The organism is Leclercia sp. G3L, from assembly GCF_021117075.1.
Taxonomy (GTDB): Bacteria; Pseudomonadota; Gammaproteobacteria; order Enterobacterales; family Enterobacteriaceae; genus Enterobacter; species Enterobacter adecarboxylatus_C.
In genome coordinates this window covers 2,286,965-2,308,629 of record NZ_CP088265.1, presented here as the reverse complement: position 1 = coordinate 2,308,629, position 21,665 = coordinate 2,286,965, and the positions used below count along the sequence as shown (strand labels likewise).

The 21,665-nt window shown below is 63.0% G+C and carries 4 protein-coding genes; 3 read left to right on the top strand and 1 reads right to left on the bottom strand.

Annotated features, from left to right (window positions below; translation table 11 throughout):
• Positions 1–61: 61 nt before the first annotated feature.
• Positions 62–472 carry an ASCH domain-containing protein gene (locus tag LRS40_RS12470; protein WP_231313818.1) on the bottom strand — a complete coding sequence of 137 codons (411 nt, stop codon included), beginning with the start codon at positions 470–472 and terminating at the stop codon, positions 62–64.
• A gap of 145 nt (positions 473–617) precedes the next feature.
• On the opposite strand from LRS40_RS12470, the gene LRS40_RS12465 reads away from it, so the two are divergent.
• The 3 genes from LRS40_RS12465 (at position 618) to LRS40_RS12455 (ending at position 21,603) form a co-directional block, all read left to right on the top strand.
• Positions 618–1,178 carry a YceI family protein gene (locus LRS40_RS12465; protein WP_231313817.1) on the top strand — a complete coding sequence of 187 codons (561 nt, stop codon included), beginning with the start codon at positions 618–620 and terminating at the stop codon, positions 1,176–1,178.
• Positions 1,179–1,791: 613 nt separating this feature from the next.
• Positions 1,792–4,587: an Ig-like domain-containing protein gene (locus LRS40_RS12460; RefSeq protein ID WP_231313816.1), complete on the top strand. Its 2,796-nt coding sequence runs from the start codon at positions 1,792–1,794 to the stop codon at positions 4,585–4,587.
• An 822-nt stretch (positions 4,588–5,409) separates the two neighbouring features.
• Entirely contained in the window at positions 5,410–21,603 is a 16,194-nt protein-coding gene (locus LRS40_RS12455; RefSeq protein WP_231313815.1) for a BapA/Bap/LapF family large adhesin, read from the top strand.
• Positions 21,604–21,665: the final 62 nt, after the last annotated feature.

Genomic DNA, 21,665 nt, shown 5'->3' with positions numbered 1-21,665 from the left:
TTGCCGGGCCTACTGTTCGTAGGCCGGGTAAGGCGTAGCCGCCACCCGGTGTTGCAATCCCTCACAGCACCTCAACCACCACAAATTCCTCAGCCACCAGCTCCATATCATCCGCATAAACCCCTTCCCGGGTGAAAAACGCCTTATGCTCCTCGCGCCAGTAGTCCAGACTCAAATCCCCTTCCCCTTCCCGGCGGGCAAAGGCTTCCGTAACCTCAGAGAAGCGCATCAGGCGCAGAGAAACCATTCTGATGACGCAGACCGGCGCGTCCTGGCAGTTAAGAATAATATGGTAACTCCCGGGCAAGGAGGCGGAATCATCGGCATTAAAGGAGGCCAGCGAGCAGCAGGAGGCGGTCTTCACCCCTTTGACGACCAGATCCGCAAGTTCGTTGGCCATCTCAGGACTGTCCCCGAAAGCCCATGCCCGGGCACCCGGATATTTCAGTTTTAAGCTATCAACAAAATCCATCGCAAAATCCTTTCAGATCCTATTTTAATCGCTCACTGTAGCACGATTTGATCGGCCTCCTTGCCGACGCGCTTTCGTCTTTCTACGCTTATCTCACGCAGGGCCTTACATCGAATAAACCTGCGCTCTGTGAAAGGGAGACCTTATGCTGCGCCTTCTTCTCCTGCTGGTGGTCACGCTCGTTTGCCCGCCGCTTTTTGCCGTGCCGGTCGCCCATACCATCGACACGGACAAAACCGCGATCAAGCTGTCGTGGCGCGCCTTTGGCGGTATACCGTCGTGGGCGCATCTGAAGGGGGTAACGGGAACGGTCACGCTGAACCCGGAAAATGAATTTGATGACCGCATCAACGTCACCGTTCCGGTGGCGACGCTACAGGCCTCCAATAACCTGCTCACCTGGCAGCTGAAAAGCGATATGTTTTTTGACGCCGCCCGCTACCCGACCATCACCTTTTCCAGCACCCGGGTGGTGAAGCTCGGCCCGGATCACTACCGCGCTTTCGGTACGCTCACCGTCCGGGATCTCAGCCGTCCGGTGATCCTCGATGCCCGGCTCGATCGTCTGACGGGAGAAACGATCGCCCTGCATGCCACCACCGCCATCTCCCGGTCGGCCTATAAAATGGATCGCTTTGCGCTGGTGGTGGACGATCGGATCGCCATTGCCATTGAGATCCAGGCGAAGCCCTCCCCCGCAGGATAATATGTCCTGCAGAAAATAGTACCTGTGTCGTAGCGCTATTTTCGGATCGGCCATTTATAAAGCTAAAAAATCATGCTTTTGTATTATTCTCATTCACACTATCTGAACTAATAAACCCCACAACAAAAAACACAATCCCGAAAAATAATAAATATTCATATTTCATAATACGCAGTTAATAAACATCACCCGGCAGCACGTTTATCGCGATAAATTGTGACAGACCTCAATTTCCATAACCTTTACCCAGCCATAATAAACAGGCCAAGCAGGTCGCCATCCCGCATACCATAAGGCCCCGCCTCAAACCACCTCCTGCCAGGCACTTTTAATCAGACTACAAGCCGTTATTTCTCGCTTATAATTCATTTCACCGCTTCGTCATTTGCGCTTATAGTGCTTTCTGGCTATATCATTTTTAAGCATTAATGAGACGATCGTAATATTAATAACAGGGATGGCAAACATCACGCCTGGCATGAGCCGCTTTAAAAACATTTCAGCAGGTCACTATTTCTGACAAATAGTGCCTCTTTCGGGGCGCTTAAAATCTGCTGATAACAAATGAATTTAAACACACAGCATTTCTTTCACTCTGTTGGGAGTAATACACATGAGTAAATTCACTGTCATCTCCAGACTGACGCATAAAGAAACGGTAGCCGAAGGAAACCAGATCATACTGGGCGAAGATTCCGTCGTGAAGCTTCAGGCCGGCCGGGGTGATATCGCCAGCTATTCCCGCAGCAACAGCGATCTGCTGGTCAGGATGACCAACGGCGAAACCGTGACGCTGAAAAACTACTTCGCCAACAACCACCAGCTGGTGCTGGATGAAAACGGCGCCCTGTGGTGGATTGACGATCCGCTCGCGGTGGAACGTTATCAGTCGATCCCCTCAACCGATGCCCTGATTGCGGGCAACGTCAGTAATTCATCCGGGGATACCCCAATCTGGCCGTGGGTGCTGGGTGGCGTGGCGGCGGCAGGCGGCATTGCCCTGGCGGCTGGCGGTGGCGGCGGTGGCGGCGGCGGGGGTAGCGACCGTATCGATCCCGGCCCGGTACCGCTCGATACCACGCCACCAGCCGCCCCAACCAATCTGCGATTCTCCTCAGACAGTACTCAGCTGCTCGGTAATGCCGAGGCCAACAGCACGGTTACCATCACCGATGCCAGCGGTAACGTGGTGGGCAAGGCGAAAACCAACGGCAATGGCGACTTTACCGTTGAGCTGGGCATTCCCTATACCAACGGCGAGACCCTGACGGCTGTCGCCAACGACAGCTCCGGCAACGTCAGCCCGTCGAATAGCATTACCGCTGCGGATACCACCGCGCCGGATACGCCGATGATTATTCTCGCGGACGATGCTGTCGGCAGCCTGACCGGCGCGCTCAACAGCGACCAGACCACCGACGATCCCCGCCCGGTCTTCAGCGGCAGCGGCGAGGCCGGGACCACCGTCACTCTTTACGACAACGGTAAGTCCATCGGCACCACGGTGGTGAACAGCGACGGCAGCTGGACCTTCACCCCCAGCGCCAATCTCGCTGACGGCTTCCACCAGTTCACCGCCACCTCCACCGACGCCGCGGGCAACGTCAGCCCGGACTCGGAGGAGTTTAACCTCACCATTGACACCCTCGCCCCGAATGCGCCGGTGCTGGAAGTGACGGACGACGAAGGCACCCTTCAGGGTCTGCTCACTAACGGTGGCTTTACCGATGATAACAAGCCTGAGCTTGGCGGCTCAGGCGATCCGGGCAGCACCATCGCGATCTATGACAACGGCCTGCTGGTGACGGAAGTGGTCGTCGACGACAAAGGCACCTGGAGCTACACCCCGCCAGTGGCCCTGACGGATGGGCTGCACAGCATCACCCTGACGGAGACCGATCTGGCGGGTAACCTGAGCGCCGTCTCCGCGCCGTTTGAATTTACCATCGACCGTACGCCACCGCCTGCCCCCACCGGTCTGGTGCTCAATACCGAAGGGACCCTCCTCACCGGTACGGCGGAAGCCAACTCGACCGTCACGGTCAGCAACGATCTGGGCGTCACCTTAGGCACGGCAGTCGCGGATGCCAGTGGGGCGTTTTCCGTTACCCTGAACGCGGCTCAGCTTAACGGCGAGACGCTGAGCGCGGCGGCCACCGACAGAGCGGGTAACGAAGGCCCTGCGGCCGAAGTGATTGCCCGGGACGTCACCGCACCGGCGGCACCGGCCGACCTTGTGGTGGCCACAACGGGCGGCAGCGTAAGCGGTACAGCCGAAGCTGGGGCGCAAATCACCGTTTTAGACGCTACGGGTGCGACTCTCGGCACCGGCACCGTGGGCCTCGACGGTAAGTTTACCGTCAGCATCACCCCCAACCAGCTCAACGGTGAAGTGCTGACGGTGTATGCCACTGATGCTTCGGAGAACAAAAGCGAGCCAGGCCAGGCCACTGCCACGGACTCCACGCCTCCGGACGCCCCTGCGGAACTGGCGATCGCGGCCGATGACGTGACGCTCACCGGCGCCGCGGAAGTGGGCAGCACCGTGGTCCTTATGGAAGGCACCACCAAGCTCGATCAAGTGGTGGTTGGCGAATCAGGCCGCTTCTCCTTCACGATGGCCACCGCCAGGCTGAACGGTGAGCTCATGAGCCTGACCGCCACCGATCACGCGGGCAACACCAGCGATGTCAGTTCGATAGAAGCCAGGGATGTTACTCCTCCGGCCATACCGATCATTACCGACGTGAGGGATGACGTCCCCTCCACTGTCGGCACTATCGCCAGCGGGTCGCTTACCGACGACCGCACCCCGCTTATCTCCGGCACCGGTGAACTGGACACGACCATCTTTATCTACAGCCAGAATATCCAGATCGGGATGACGCAGGTCGATTCTACGGGCCATTGGTCGTTCCAGGTTCCGGCCAGTCTGACGGACGGACCTCACACCCTGACCGCAGACGCCGTTGACCGTCGCAACAATCACAGTGATAAGTCCGATATCTGGTCGATTAACGTCGACCCGGCTGCCCCGAACCCGCCACCCGCAACGGTGGCAACCGCGGCATTCGCCCAGAGCGAGGAGCCGGTAGTCAGCACCCTGAGTACCACGGGCGAAACCTTGATCTATAACGTGCTCAGTGAAACCGGCGGCGACCACGTCAGCAACTTCTCGCTGACGGCGGGAGATAAAATCGACATCAGCGAACTGCTGATGGGCTGGAACGGCGATCGCGCCACGCTGGGGGATTATATCCAGGTCAGCAACAGTGATGGCAACACGGTGATCGGCATCGACCGGGACGGGGCTGACACCGGTTATACGCCAGCGACACTGGTGACGCTGGATGACGTTCAGACCACCTGGGAGGAGCTGGTAAACCAGAACCACATCATTACCGGTTAGCCAGGCACGGCCTTTAACCTTGTAGGCCCGGCAAGCGTAGCGCCGCCGGGCAATCAGACCGCACGCCTGCAACATCGCCGGGTGGCGGCTACGCCTTACCCGGCCTACAACGTCAAAATACCTGAAATAACCCCAAACTTAATGCCATTAATATTGTGACCTTCCCATCATAATATTTTTTCTACCAAATACCATTATTGCCTTAACTTAAACGATGCTCTAAATAGCAGATCATCTTAATAATGCAAACCAGTATATTAATATTAAAAAGCAGCAAGGAATATATCATATTCAATATCTCTTTTACTGTGACTTAATTATTTACACAGCGCCGCTAAAATATAAATCCGCCCGTTTTGCACATCCAGATTATTCCTAACCCATTAAATTAACGCTAAAATAAACGCCTGTACCCCGCGCTTCGCCACCCCTGCCAGCCCGCACCCCGCCTGGACCCACGAACAACACCCGCGCAGAAATAACCTCTTCAACAACGCTAACCCTTTATTAACCGGTGCTTAATTTGCACTTTTAGTACTTTCTGGCTATATCAAATTTAGTCAATCCGAAATTGTTACCAATATTAAAGACAAGGATTTTACCGCCGAGAAATATATTCCCTATCGCCTTACCCCCCCTGAATACCAAGGGCAAAATGTCGCTGCCACCATCGCTTTATCGGCAGCTATTAATAACTTTTAAATAATTACCCTAGGTCATTGTTGTAAATAAACAGTTTCCCTACGGGTGGCGCTCAATCCGCTCAATAGAAATGGCCTGAATCGCTCGCCATTTCATTGCACTCTGCCGGGAGTAATACACATGAGTAAAATCACTGTCATCTCCAAACTGACGCACAAGGAAACGGTAACAGACGGGTCTCAGGTTACGCTGAATGACTCCTCCATCGTTAAGATCAACGCCGAACGCGCCGACATTCTCGACTATGAACGCAGCGGTAACGACCTGATCGTTAAGCTGGCCGACGGCGAAACCCTGACACTCAAAAATTTCTTCGTCAGCGGTGAGCAGGGTATCAGCCAGCTGGTGCTGCAGGAGGATAACGGCGCCTTGTGGTGGATTGCCGATCCCATCGCGGCAGAGAGCTACCAGTCAATCGCCTCTCTTGATGTCCTGCTGGCAGGCACCACTACCGCGTCGGCAGGTGAGGCGGCGATCTGGCCGTGGGCCCTGGGTGGCGTGGCGGTGGCAGGCGGCATTGCGCTGGCCGCAGGTGGCGGCGGTGGCGGTGGCGGGAGCGACGGGGACAGCAGCAATGGCGGTGGTGGTGACGGGAGCGGTAACGGCGGTAGTGACGGCGGCAGTGACGGCGGCAATGGTACTAACCCGCCGCTGCCGGGCACCGACCCGAACGACACCACTCCTCCGGGCGCGCCCGGCAACCTCAAATTCTCAGCAGATGGTACGCAACTTAGCGGGAGCGCCGAAGCCAACAGCAGCATCACCATCACCGATGCCAACGGCAACGTGGTCGGCAGAGGCCAGACCAACAGCAACGGTGAGTTCACCATCGATTTGGGCACGCCGTACACCAACGGTGAAACCCTGACCGCGACACCCACCGACGGTGCCGGCAACGTCGGTCCAGGCACCCCGGTGACCGCCGCCGATACCACCCCGCCGGAGGCCCCGGTCATCAATACCGTTGCCGACGATGTGGGCAGCGTAACCGGGTCGCTCACCAGCGGCCAGACGACCGATGACGCCCGCCCAACCTTTAGCGGCAGCGGCGAGGCAGGCAGCACCATCACGATTTACGACAACGGCACCGCCATTGGCACCGCGCAGGTCAACGGCGACGGCAGCTGGAGCTTCACCCCGGCCACCGCGCTGGGCGAAGGGGCGCACCAAATCACCACCCGGGCCACCGACGGCGCGGGCAACACCGGACCGGCATCCCCGGCATTCAACATCACCGTCGATACCACTGCTCCGAACGCCCCTTCCGGCGTGACGGTCAGTGACACCACCGGCACGCAACAGGGCGTGGTGACCGCCGGGCAAAGCACCGATGACAACCGCCCTGCCCTCAGCGGCACGGGCGAAGTGGGCAGCACCATCACGATTTATGACAACGGCCAGCCCGTGGGCCAGGCAACCGTCGGCACCGACGGCAAATGGTCCTTTACGCCAGAGACGCCGCTTGCCGATGGCGCACACGCCATCACCCTGACGGAGACCGATCTGGCGGGCAACACCAGCGCGCCTTCCGCCTCATTTGACTTTACCATTGACCGCACGCCGCCGGACCAGCCGACCATCACTCAAATCCCTAACGGCAACCAGGTCATCGGCACCGCCGAGCCAGGCAGCACCATCACCATCTTCAACTCGCTCGGCACGGTGATTGGCAGCGGCACGGCCGACGCTCGCGGCCAGTTCAGCGTTGACCTCAAGGAAGCGCAAGCCGTGGGGGATACCTTCACCGTGGTCGCCTCTGATGCTGCCGGGAACCCGAGCCAGCCAGCAACCGCCGTGGTGAGTGATATCACCCCGCCTGATGCGCCAACCGATCTTCAGATCTCTGCGGACGGCGCCACCGTCACCGGGAAGGCGGAAGCGGGCAGCACCGTTACCGTTCGCGATGGCGACGACGTGATCGGCGGAGGCGTCGCCGGCCCTGACGGCAGCTTCGAAATTATCCTCACCACCCCGCGCCGGAACGGGGAAGACCTGGCGGTTACCGCCACCGACCCAGCGGGCAATACCGGGCCGGAAGCCAACGTTATCGCTCCGGACGTGACCCCGCCGCAGGCCCCGGTCATCACCAGCATGGTGGATGACGTGGAGGCTGGCACCGGCGCGATCCTTGACGGGCAGGTTACCAATGACACCCGGCCGCTAATCACCGGTACCGGCGAGCCGGGTGCGACCATTAATATCTACAACGGCGAGATCCTGGTGGGTTCCGCCGAAGTGGATGCCGACGGCAACTGGTCCACCGAAGTGGAACTGAGCGGCGACGGCGGCTATGTCCTGACGGCACAAGCCGTGGACGGCAAAGGCAACCTCAGCGAATCTTCCAACAGCTGGAGCTTCATTCTTGATGCCACCCCACCGGCCACCCCGGCGATCGTCCAGGCGATCAACGATCTGCCTGAGACCGCGGTAGTCATCGCTGACAACAGCACCACCAATGACAACCGCCCGACCCTGTACGGCACGGGTGAAGCAGGTTCGACCATCAGCATTCTGGTGGATGGCGTGGAGGTCGGCACCGCGCAGGTCGGCATCGGCGGGGAGTGGATCTTCACGCCTGACGCCGCCCTCGAGGATGGTTTGCATGAGATCACCACGGTGGCGAAGGATGCAGCCGGTAACAGCAGCCTCGCCTCCGGAACCTTTACCCTGACCATTGATACCGTGGCACCGGATGTCCCGGTGATTACCCGGGTCGTGGACAACACCGGCAGCATCACAGGCGACGTCACCAGCAATGTGCCAACCGACGAAACCCGGCCGGTGATCGAGGGGACGGGTCCGGCGAATTCGCAGATCAGCATCTACGAAGGCACCACCCTGCTCGGCACCACCATCAGCAATGGGGATGGCGCCTGGAGCCTTCAGCTCGGCACCCCGCTCGGTAACGGCACCCATGTCCTGACCGCCTCCGTCAGCGATGCGGTGGGCAACATCGCCACCTCTGACAGCTTTAATCTGGTGGTCGATACCCTGGCCCCGGGCACGCCGGGCATCCCGGCCATCACCGTTAATCCTGAGGGCGGCACGGAAGAGACCCTCACCTCCGGGGGCAGCACCCGCGACACCACCCCAACCCTGAGCGGTACCGGTACGGAAGGCGATATCGTCACCATCTACGACGGCACCACCAAAATCGGGGAAACCACTATTCCGCCGGGCGGCAACTGGACCTGGACCCCGCCAGCAGGTCTGCCAAATGGCACTTACGATCTCAGCCTGACCGTGACCAACAAAGACGGCGCGGGCAACGAAAGCGCCCCATCGCAGCCGGTCTCCATCACCATTGATACCGAAGCGCCGGACCAGCCAGCCGCCCCGATCGTCACCGATAACGTCAGCGAAATCACCGGCCCGGTGGGCAACAACGGTGCCACCAACGACACCCGTCCGGTATTGAGCGGTACAGGCACGCCGGATGACGTGATCGGCATCTACGACCAGACCGCGACCGGTAACGTACTGGTGGGCGAAGTGGTGGTCGACATCAACGGCAACTGGACCTGGCGCGCCGATGAGCCGCTGGCCCAGGGGACGCACGGCTTTACCGTTGTCGCCACCGACCCGGCGGGCAACGCCTCGGTGGTCTCGGACACCATCACCGTGACCGTTGATAGCCAGGCGCCGGAGATCCCGACGATCGCCAGCGTGAATGACACCCTTACTGCGGGCAGCAGCACCAACGACACCACCCCAACCGTCACCGGGACCGGCGAAAACGGCACCACGGTGATCCTCTACAGCAATGGGGTTGAAGTGGGCCGCGGGCTGGTCACCAACGGCAGCTGGTCCATCACCACGCCAGCGCTGAATGACGGCCCGACCACCCTGACGGTGGCGGCGCTGGATGCCGCCGGGAACGTCAGCGGCACCGGAAGCGACTTTGCCCTCACCATCGATACCGTGCCGCCGGGCAACCCGCAGCTGCTGGGGATCTCTGACAGCACCTTCGCCAACGGCACGCTGTACGCCAACAGCAGCACCCCGACCCTGAGCGGCACCGGCGAGCCGCTGAGCACCATCACCGTCTCCGTTGACGGCAATTCGCTCGGCCAGGTGCAGGTCGACGAGCAAGGGCTGTGGACCTTCCCGCTGCCGGCCGGCACTGAACTGCCGGATGACACCCACACCATCACCCTGGTGGCGAGCGACGCGGCGGGTAATACCAGCGAAAGCAGCCCGGTTAGCGTGGTGATCGACACTGACGCACCGGATGCACCACTGGTCACCGGGGTCGTCTCCGGCGGCACGCCGCTGAACGGCACCGCCGAACCGGGCTCCACCATTACGGTCCGTGGCCCGGGTGACGTGGTGCTGGGGACCGGCGTGACCAACGCCCAGGGGCAGTTCTCCATCGCCCTGACCCCGCCGCAAAGCGATGCGGTCACCCTCACACTGACCGCCAGCGATCCGGCGGGCAACGCCAGCGACCCGGCGACGACGTACGAGGTTCCGCAGACGCCTGCGCTGCCAGCCGTGCCGACAATCGACGCCATCCTTGATGACAACGGCACTGACGGCAACGTCAACGTCAAAGGCGGCAGCTCTAACGACACCACCCCCACCCTCACCGGTACGGCAATCCCGGGCAGTCTGGTCACGATTTACCTGGACGGCAGCACCACGGTGCTGGGCAGCGTCACCGCCGACGCTACGACCGGTGCCTGGTCGTACCCGGTAGCCGCCCTGGCTGAAGGCAGCCACAGCTTCAGCGTGACCGCCACCTTCCAGGACCAGACCAGCGGCCAGTCACCGGCGGCGACGGTCAATATCGATCTCACCCCGCCGCAGGCTCCGGCCTTTGGTGCCGTGGTGGACGACGTGGGCCCGCTGACCGGTACGGTGGTCAGCGGCAGCCCGACCAACGATGACCAGCCAACCTTCAGCGGCACGGCCACGCCGGGAGATGTGATCCGCCTTTACGCGGACGATACCCTGATCGGCACCGCCACGGTGGGCAACACCGGGGCCTGGAGCATTACCCTGACCGAACCGCTGGATGATGGCACCTACGCCCTGACCCTCAGCGCCACCGATCCGGCCGGGAACGAAAGCCCGCGTTCGGCGCCGTTCTCTCTGGTGGTGGATACCACCGCGGGCGAAGCGGTCATCACCGGAGCCAACGATGATGCGGGCCCGGTCACCGGCAACGTCGCCAACGGCGGCAGCACCAACGACAACACCCCGACCCTGTCGGGCACCGCAGAAGCCAACAGCAGCGTCGCTATCTACGACGGCATTAAGCTGATTGGCACCGTCACCGCCAGCGACACGGGTGCCTGGAGCTTCACCCCGACCACCGTGCTGGCGGAAGGTCAGCACGTCTTTACCGCCGTCGCCACCGATAGCGCAGGCAACGTCAGCCCGATCTCCGGGGCGTATATCCTGACCGTCGACATGACCCCACCGGCCATCCCGGTGATCAGCAGCATCAACGACGACGTGGCGGGCAATACCGGCCCGCTCACCAACGGGCAAGTGACTAACGATGTGCGTCCGGAACTGACCGGTACCGGCGTGGCGGGTAGCACTGTCCACATCCTGGATAACGGTATCGAGATCGGCACCGCGCTGGTCAGCGCCAGCGGCAGCTGGAGCTTTATCCCGACCAGCGATCTGGCTCAGGGGCCGCACGATCTGCGCGTCAGCGCCACCGATGCCGCGGGCAACGTCTCCGGCACCTCGCCAGCGTTCTCGCTGAATATCGACACCACCGCCCCGCAGGCACCGATCCTGCTTACTGCGGTGGATGATGTCGGCACCGCGACTACCACCCTGAACAGCGGCGATACCACCAACGACGCGCAGCCAACCCTGACCGGCAGCGGCGAAGTTGGGGCCACCATCCACATCATTGTCGACGAGCTGGAGATCGGCACCGCGGTGGTTAACGCCTCGGGCAGCTGGACCTTCACCCCGGAAACGGCGCTGGATGAAGGCACCCGCAGCATCCGCTTTACCGCCACCGACACCGCCGGGAACACCGGGCCTGCCAGCGATCCGTTTATCCTGACGGTGGATACCCTGGCCCCGGCGGCACCAACGCTGACCGCCATCAGTGATAACGTGGGCCCCCTTCAGGATCCGATCACCACCTCCGGCCAGGCTACCGATGACGCTACGCCAACGCTGACCGGCCAGGCCGAAGCCAACGCCAGGGTGGCGATTTACGACAACGGAGCCCTCGTCGGCACCGTACAGGCCACCGAAACCGGCAGCTGGAGCTGGACGCCGGACAACGCCCTGACCGGCGGCAGCCACACCTTCACCACCACCGCCCGTGATGCGGCGGGCAACCTCAGCGAAACCTCGCCGGGCTTCACCCTGATCGTCGATACCCTGAAACCAACCCCGCCGACGATCGCCCTGGCGATTGACGACGTCGGCCCGGTGACCGGCCCGCTCACCAGCGGCCGCACCACCAACGACCCGCAGCTGGTGCTCACCGGCACCAGCGAACCGAACGCCCTTGTGCGGATTTTTGAAGGTGAGACCCTGCTTGGCGAAGGCCAGGCAGACAGCAACGGTAACTGGTCGATCGAGCTGGACACGCAGCTCAGCGATGCCCTGCACAGCTTCACGGCCGTGGCGATCGATGCCGCAGGCAACGCCAGCGATCCGTCCGCCACCTTCACCCTGACGGTGGATACGCTGGTACCTGTCGCCCCGGTGCTGATCACGGTTCTTGACGATGTCGGCACCGAAGTGGCCCTCACCAGCGGCCAGCTGACCAACGACGCCAGGCCGACCCTCAGCGGCACGGCGGAAGCGGGCACCACGGTGAACGTGTACGACGGTACTACCCTGCTGGGCAGCGCCACCGTCGGGGCGAACAACGCCTGGACCTTTACCCCGCAGAGCCCGCTGGCCGACGGGGAACATACCCTGACGGTGACCACTACCGACGCGGCGGGCAACGTCAGCCCGGCAACCAGCGGTTTCGTGATCAACGTCGATGCCACCGCCCCGGTCGCGCCAGCCATCACCTCGGTGGTGGATGACACCGGTTCGGTGCAGGGGCCAGTGCTCAACGGCAACCCGACCAACGACACCTGTCCAACCCTCAACGGTACCGCCGAAGCAGGCGCAACTGTTCGCATCTACGACGGCGAGACCCTGGTGGGCGAGACAACCGCTAACGCCGAGGGCCAGTGGACGCTGGATCAAACCAGCATCGCCCTCGAAGACGGGGAGCATAACTTCACCGCTACCGCCACCGATGCGGCGGGCAACCTCAGCGCGGCGTCGCCGGTGACCTCGATTACCGTCGACACTATCGCCCCGGGGGCCCCGGACAGCTTCACTATCCTCAATAACGGCAATACCCTTACCGGCCGCGGGGAAGCGGGCAGCACCATCACCGTGCGCGATGGCAACACGGTGATCGGCACCGGGGTCGTCAATGACACCGGCAGCTTCTCCATTACCCTCACCACGCCGAAAGCGAACGGCGAACTGCTGACGGCCACCGCTACCGACAGCGCCGGGAATAGTGGCGCAGAAGGCCAGTTCGTGGCGCCTGACACCACGCCTCCGGCCGTTCCGGTCATTACCGACGTGGTGGATAACGTGACCGCCGTCACCGGCACCATCACCGACGGACAGACCACCAACGATGCGACCCCGCTGATCCGCGGCACCGGCCCTGCCAATGCCACTATCCAGCTTTACAGCGGCTCGGATCTGGTCGGCACCACGCAGGTCAGCGCGGAAGGCGCCTGGGAGATCCAGCTCACCACCGCCCTGCCTGACGGCGGCCACGTCCTGACGGCACAATCCGTGGACACCGCGGGCAATAACAGCGCCGCGTCCAACAGCTGGAGCATCGTGGTCGATGCCACCGCCCCGGACGCCCCGACGATCGTCAACGCGATCAACGATCTCTCCGGCAGCCCGGTAGCCATCGCTAACAACACCGCCACCAACGACAGCCGTCCGACCCTGAACGGCACCGGGGAAGCGGGCGCCACCCTCAGCATTCGGGTGGATGGCGTGGAAGTGGGCACCGCCGTGGTGGGCGCGGGTGGCGCGTGGACCTTCACGCCAGAGACCGCCCTCGCCGAAGGGCTACGCGCCATCACCGTGGTGGCGACGGATGCCGCCGGTAATACCGGCCTGCCGTCTGCGGCCTTTAACGTCACCATTGATACCGTACCGCCGGCCGCCCCGGTCATCACCATGGCCGTGGACAACACCGGCACCGTCACAGGCGACGTGGTCAGCAACCAGCCGACAGACGAAACCCTGCCGCTGATCCAGGGGACAGGCCCGGCCAACGCGCAGATTAGCCTCTATGAAGGCACCACCCTGCTCGGCACCGCCACTACCAGCCCGACGGGGGCATGGAGCGTGCAGCTGACGACTCCGCTGGGTAACGGCACGCACGCCCTGACCGCGACGGTCAGCGATGCGGCAGGCAACACCGCTACCTCCGGCACCTTTAACCTGGTGGTGGATAACGTTCCTCCTGCCACACCGGGTATCCCGGACATCACCGTCAACCCTGACGGCGAGGGAGAGACGGCCCTTACCGGCGGGGACAGCACCCGCGATACCCGGCCAACCCTGAGCGGCACCGGGAATGAGGGCGATCTTGTCACCATCTACGACGGCACCACCCCAATCGGCGAAACCACCGTTCAGCCTGGCGGAACCTGGACCTGGACGCCGCCAGCGGATCTGCCGAATGGGACCTATAACCTCGTCCTGATCGTGACCAGCAGCGACGGCGCGGGCAACGAGAGCGCCCCGTCGAATCCCGTAACCATCATCATCGATACCGAGGCCCCGGACGCGCCGGGGCTGCCGGTGGTGACCGATAACGTCAGCGACATTACCGGCCCGGTAGGCAACAACGGTGCCACCAACGACACCCGTCCGGTACTGACGGGTACAGGCACCCCGGATGACACCATCAGCATCTACGACCAGACCACCACCGGCAACGTGCTGGTAGGCGAAGCGGTAGTGGACATCAACGGCAACTGGACGTGGCGTTCAGAGACGCCGCTGGCGGAGGGGTCGCACAGCTTTACCCTCACCGCCACCGACCGGGCCGGCAACGTCTCGGACGTGTCGGACGCCATGACCGTGACCGTCGACAGCCTCGTGCCGGCGATCCCGGTTATCAGTAGCGTGAATGACAACGTCGGGCCGGTCACCGGCAACATCGCGGCGGGCGGCAGCACCAACGATACCACCCCGACCGTCACCGGCACCGGCACCGGCACCGGGGAGAACGGCACCACCGTGATCCTCTACAGCAATGGCATCGAAGTGGGCCGCGGCCTCGTCAGCAACGGCAGCTGGACCATCACCACGCCGGTACTGAGGGATGGCGCGACCACCCTGACCGTGGCGGCGATGGATGCCGCCGGGAACGTCAGCGAGGCGGGCAGTAACTTTGCCTTCACCATCGATACCGTGCCGCCAGCGATCCCGCAGCTGCTGGATATCTCCAACAGTACCCTGGCCGGGGGCCAGCTCTACGCCAACAGCAGCACCCCGACCCTCAGCGGCTCCGGCGAGCCGCTGAGCACCATTACCGTCCTGGTCGACGGCCAGTCTCTGGGTCAGGTACAGACCAACGCCCAGGGACAGTGGACGCTGCCGATCCCGGGCGGTACGCCGCTGTCCGATAGCCCGCACACCGTCACCCTGGTGGCGAACGATGCCGCGGGCAATACCAGCCAAAGCGCGCCGGTGAACCTGATCGTTGACACCCAGGCGCCGGGTACGCCAGCGGTGACCGACATCGTCTCCGGCGGTACGCCACTGACCGGCACCGCCGAGGCGGGCTCCCTCATCACAGTACGTGGCACGGACAACGTGGTGCTGGGTACCGGCGTCACCAACGCCCAGGGGCAGTTCTCCGTGGCCCTGACCCCGCCGCAAAGCAGCGAGGTGACCCTCAGCCTGACCGCCAGCGACGTGGCGGGCAACACCAGCCTCCCGGGCACCTTTGAGGTTCCGGCGACGCCTGCGCTGCCGGACGTGCCGGTTATCGTCGCCATCCTGGATGACAACGGCACCGGCGGCAGCGTCAACGTCAAAGGCGGCAGCTCCAACGATGCCACCCCAACCCTGACCGGTACGGCGATACCGGGCAGCCTGGTCACGATTTATCTGGACGGCAGCACCACGGCGCTGGGCAGCGTCACCGCCGATGCCACCACCGGCGCCTGGTCGTTCCCGGTCTCCGCCCTCGGGGAAGGCAGCCACAGCTTCAGCGTGACCGCCACCGTCGACGGCCAGACCAGCGGCCAGTCGCCAGAGGCGACGGTAAATATCGATCTCACGCCACCGGCTGCGCCTGTATTTGGCACCCTGGTGGATGACGTGGGTACCGTCACCGGGGCCGTGGTCAGCGGCAGACCAACCAATGACAGCCAGCCGGTCCTGAACGGCACGGCAACGCCGGGGGATGTGATTAATGTGTATTCCGGCGATACCCTGCTGGGGAACGTCACGGTAAGCGCCACCGGGGCCTGGAGCTTTACCCTGCCTCAGGCGCTGGATGACGGCACTTACACCCTGACCCTCAGCGCCACCGATCCGGCCGGCAACGAAAGCCTGCGCTCGGATCCGTTCTCGCTGGTGGTGGATACCGTGGCCGCTGCGCCGGTTATCACCGGAGCCAACGATGACGTGGGCCCGGTCATCGGCAACGTGGTCAGCGGCGGCGTCACCAACGACAACACCCCGACCCTGACGGGCAGCGCGGAAGCAGGCAGCAGCGTCGCCATCTATGAAGGCAGCAGACTGCTCGGCACCGTGCTGGCCAACGCCAGCGGGATCTGGAGCTTCACCCCAACGGTGGTACTGGCAGAGGGCGAACACAGCTTTACCGCTATCGCCACCGACACCGCAGGCAACCTCAGCCAGGCATCCGGGGCGTACACCCTGACCGTCGACATGACGCCACCGGCCACTCCGGTGCTGGTCAGCGTTAATGACGACGTGGCGGGCAATACCGGCCCGCTGACCAGCGGCCAGCTCACCAACGATGCCCGTCCGGCACTGACCGGCACCGGCGTGGCGGGCAGCACCGTGCATATCCTGGATAACGGCCAGGAGATCGGCACCGCGCGGGTGGACGACAGCGGTAACTGGCGCTTTACCCCGACCGGCGATCTGGCCCAGGGGCCGCACGAACTGCGCGTCAGCGCCACCGATGCCGCAGGTAACGTCTCGGGCACCTCTCCGGCCTTCTCGCTGAACGTTGATACCGTCGCCCCGCTGGCTCCGGTACTGACAGGCGTGGTGGATGATGTCGGGACTCTCACCGGTGCGGTGAACAACGGTGGCGTCACCGACGACAACCGTCCAACCTTTAACGGCACCGGCGAAGCAGGCTCCACGGTTCGCATCCTCGTTGACGGACAGGAGATCGGCACCGCGGTGGTCAACGCCACGGGCAGCTGGACCTTCACGCCGGAAACCGCCCTTGAGGACGGGCTGCGCAGCGTGACCCTGACCGCTACCGATCTCGCCGGAAATACCGGCCCTGTCAGCGGGGCCTTTACCCTGACGGTGGATACCCAGGCACCAGCCGTACCGACCATCCTCGCGGCCGCCGACAACGTGGGCCCGATCCAGACCCCGCTCACCGTCTCCGGCCAGGTCACCGACGACACCACCCCAACCCTGTCGGGCAGCGCTGCCGCCAACGCCACGGTCACCGTCTATGACAATGGCGTCTTCCTCGGCAGCGTGCAGGCCAGCGCCGCTGGCGAGTGGAACTTCACGCCGGAAAACGCGCTGAGCAACGGCAGCCACATCTTCACCGCCAGCGCCAGCGATGCGGCAGGCAACCTCAGCGAGGTCTCGGCGGGCTTCACGGTGATTGTCGATAGCCTCAAACCGCTCGCCCCGGTCATCACCCTGGCCCAGGACGACGCTGGCACCCTCACCGGCGCCCTGACCAGCGGTCAGCGCACCGATGACACCCTGCCGGTGCTCACCGGCACCAGCGAACCGAATGCCCGGGTGCAGATCTTTGAAGGCGAGACGCTGCTGGGCACCGCCACCGCAGACAGCAGCGGCAACTGGTCGATTCCGCTCACCACGCCGCTCACCAACGCCACCCACAACTTCACCGCGGTGGCGACGGATGCGGCAGGCAACATCAGCGATCCGTCTGCCACCTTCACCCTGACGGTGGATACCCTGCCGCCAGCGGTACCGGTGCTGGTCTCGGTGGTGGATGATGTCGGCACGGTGGTGTCGCTCACCAGCGGCCAGCTGACCAACGACGCCAGACCGACCCTCAACGGCACGGCGGAAGCGGGCTCGACGGTGAACATCTATGACGGCAATCTGCTGCTGGGCAGCGTGGTAGCCGACGCCAACAGCGCCTGGAGCTTTACCCCAACCACGCCGTTGGCCGACGGCCAGCACGCCCTTACGGTGACCGCCACCGACGCGGTGGGCAACGTCAGTCTGTCGACTGCGGCCTTTAACCTTAACCTCGATGCCACCGCTCCGGGCGCGCCGGTCATCACCTCGGTGGTGGATGACGTCGGCACGATCCAGGGCCCGGTGATCGGCGGCAATCCGACCAACGACAACCGTCTGACCCTTAACGGCACCGCCGAAGCCAACGCCGTGGTGCGCATCTACGACGGCACCACCCTCGTGGGCCAGGTGACGGCCAATGCCCAGGGTCAGTGGACCCTGCCGCAGACCACCACCGTTCTTACCGACGGGGTGCATAACTTCACCGCTACCGCCACCGATGCGGCGGGCAACCTCAGCGCGGCCTCACCGATCGCGTCGGTCACCGTGGATACCGTCGCCCCGGGGGCGCCTGGCGCCTTCACCGTGCTCGAGAGCGGCGGCCGGGTTAACGGTACCGCCGAGGCGGGCAGCACCGTGACCATCCTCGGCACCGACAACGTGACGGTGCTGGGTACCGGCATCGCCGACGCCAGCGGGAGGTTCAGCATTGCGCTCTCCACGCCGCAGGTTAACGCCGAGCTGCTGCACGTCTTTGCCACCGACCGGGCCGGAAACGCAGGTCTGGCGGTGGACCTGAGAATGCCGTACTCACTGGTGCCGAACCCACCGGTCATCACCAGCGTCAACGACAACGCGGGCAGCATCATCGGCAACCTGCTGAACGGGCAAGTCACGGACGACACCACCCCAACCCTGACCGGGACCGCGCAGCCGCTCTCCACCATCACCCTGTATGACAACAACGTGCTGTTAGCCACGGTGACCACCAACAGCGCGGGGATCTGGACGTATACCCCAACCGTGCCGCTGGGTAATGGCAATCACGCCTTTACCGCCACCGCGGGCAACGCGGTCGGCACCAGCCCGGCCACGCCGCTGAGCTCGATTGTGGTGGATACCGTCGCCCCGGGCACGCCGCAGGGGACCTTTAACGCCGACGGCAGCGTGCTGAGCGGGACCGCCGAAGCGGGCAGCACCATCACCCTGCTCCTGAGCGATAACAGCGTGGTGACCACCACCGCCAACGCCCAGGGCAACTGGAGCTACACCTTCCTCGACAAGCAGTCCGAAGGGGAGCGGATCACCCTCTCTGCCACCGATGCGGCGGGTAACACCTCCGCCACCGGGACGGTGATTGCGCCAAACCTGCCGCTGTCGGCCAGCGACAACGTGGTGGGGCTGGACCTGACCACTAACGCCACCGTCAGCACCGCCCAGTACAGCGACTATGGCGTCCAGCTGGTAGGCGGCGTCGGCAACGTGCTGTCGCTGCTGGGGGATAACTCCGCCCAGGTGACCTTCACCGTACCTACCGGCGGCAGCGCGGATATGGAGATCAACGCCAGCGCCACCGGTATTGTGCTCTCCCTGCTCAACACCCTGGAGATCGTTGTTCAACGCTGGAACGGCACCACCTGGACCACCGAGGTGGATACCGGCCTGCCGCAGTTCGCTAACCTGCTGACCCTCGGCGCCAGCGGCGTGACCCTGAACCTGACCGGCCTGCCGGGCGGGCAGTATCGCGTCCTCAGCTACAACACCAACCTGCTGGCGACCGGGTCGTACACCAGCCTTGATGTGGACGTCACGCAAACCACCGCGGGCACCCTGACCGGTACCCTGGTGCAAAACGGCAACGTCATCACCGATACCGATCCGGTAAGCGGCAGCGACAGCGCCCCGAACGGCACGGTAGTCACCAGCGTCACCAACGCCAACGGCATCACCACCAACGTGGCGTCGGGCGCAGCGGGCACCACCATCAACGGGCTGTACGGCACCCTGACCCTGCACGCTGACGGGAGCTACACCTACACCCTGACCGACACCCGCGCCACGGTGCTGGGCCGGACCGATACCTTCACCTACAACATCGCCGGGAAAGGGGCCACGGACGACGCCCGACTGATCATCACCCTCGGTGAAAACACGGTGCGAAACAGCGTCACGGCGGTGGACGACACCGCCTCGCTGACCTTCAACACGCAGGTACAGGCCATCGACTACGGTCCATCGAGCCAGAGCGGCTTTACCGTGGTGGGCGTCAACCTGGGTAACGTGCTGAACCTCAACCTGCTGGACGATCGCAGCGAGACCATGAAGTACAGCGTGGAGGAAGGCACCACCCGCACCATGACCATCCAGGGAAGCGTTGGTGGGGTAGCGCTGGCGTCGGTGTTTGACCTGTATATCTACAAGTTCAACCCGGCGACCCAGAGCTATGAGCGGATGCGCACCGAGGCAGGCTGGCTGCGGGCGCCGCTGCTGGGCGGCACCTCGGCACCGCTGACGCTGACCCTGCCGGCCGGTGAATACCTGTTCCTGATGAACACCGCGGCGGGGATCACGGTGCTGACCGGCTACAGTATCAACATCCTGGAAGATCATGTTTATGCCGTTTCCAGCATCGCCGCCGCCACGACCGGCGACGTGTTGCAGAGTGACGTGGTGCCGGCCGGCACGCTCGTCACCCAGGTGAACGGTATTAACGTTAACGCCACCGGCACCACGCGTATCGAAGGGCAGTACGGCGAACTGGAGATCGACGCTCAGGGGAAATATACCTATACCCTGCGCAACGGGGTGGGCGCAGACCTGATCAGCACGCCGGACACCTTCGTCTATACCGTGACGGCACCGAATGGCGATAAGGACACCGCCTCGCTGAACATCACCCCAACGCCGGTGGCGCTGGATGCGGTCAGTGACGTCAGCGATGCGCTGGTCTTCGAAACCACCTCGCAGGTCGCAGCCTATCGTGATGATACGGTGGGTAACGCCTCCTGGTTCGCTGCCCTGCTGGCTCCGACCTCCGGCAGCGGCAGCGGCACGTTTGTGGTGGCGGCCAACACCGCCCTGCACGACGTCGTGCTCCACTTTAACGTCGCCTCCCTGCTGTCGTTGGGCGGCCTGAGCGTGAACTGGACCATTACCGGGCCAGGAGTGACCAGAACCGGTTCCTTCAACGGCGGCCTGCTGCTGGGGGGCACTGCCACCATTAACCTGCCGGATCTGGATCTGAATGCCGGGACCTACACCCTGAACTTTACCGGATCTATGGGCCCGCTGGGGTTAGGCCAGATCTCCATCACCCCTTACGTCACGGGTACCACCGTGTTCCTGAACAGTGAGCTGACCACCGCGGGCCACACCGTCACCGGCAATATCTTTGACGGCTCGGATTCGGGCGGCGTGCTGGATCAGCTCCATTCGGTGGACAGCCGTCTGAGCATCACCAGCTATACCGGCACCGTCACCACCCTGGATCCGTACACCACCGCCACGGCCACCGCCAACATTCAGGGGCATTACGGCGTGCTGAACATCGGGGTGGATGGGCATTACACCTACACCCTGAACAGCGGCGTCTCGCTGGCCTCGATGACCACGAAGGAGACCTTTACCTACAAACTGACCGGCGACAACGGCACCACCGATACCGCGACCCTGACCATCGACATGGCACCGAAGTTTGTCAGCTCCGAGCATAGCGATACCTTCACCGGTAGCGCCTATGGCGACACGCTGATTTACGAGGTGCTGAACAACACGGCGGGTAACGGTACGGCGGGCAACGGCAGCAACGACCACTGGACCAACTTCTCCCTGGCGCAGGGAGACAAGATCGACATCAGCGATCTGCTGGTGGGCTGGAACGGTAGCAGCGCAACGCTGGGTAACTATCTGCATGTCACTAACAGCAATGGCAATACCGTGATCTCCGTCGACCGAGACGGAGCGGCAAATATTTACACCAATACTACACTTGTAACATTGGATAACGTTCAGACAACCTACGAGGAGCTGGTTAACCAACAACACATCATCACCGGATAGCGCTAATAACAAGACCCGGGCGCACGTCGCCCGGGCTTAACATTATAAAGTTGTTCAGTTTT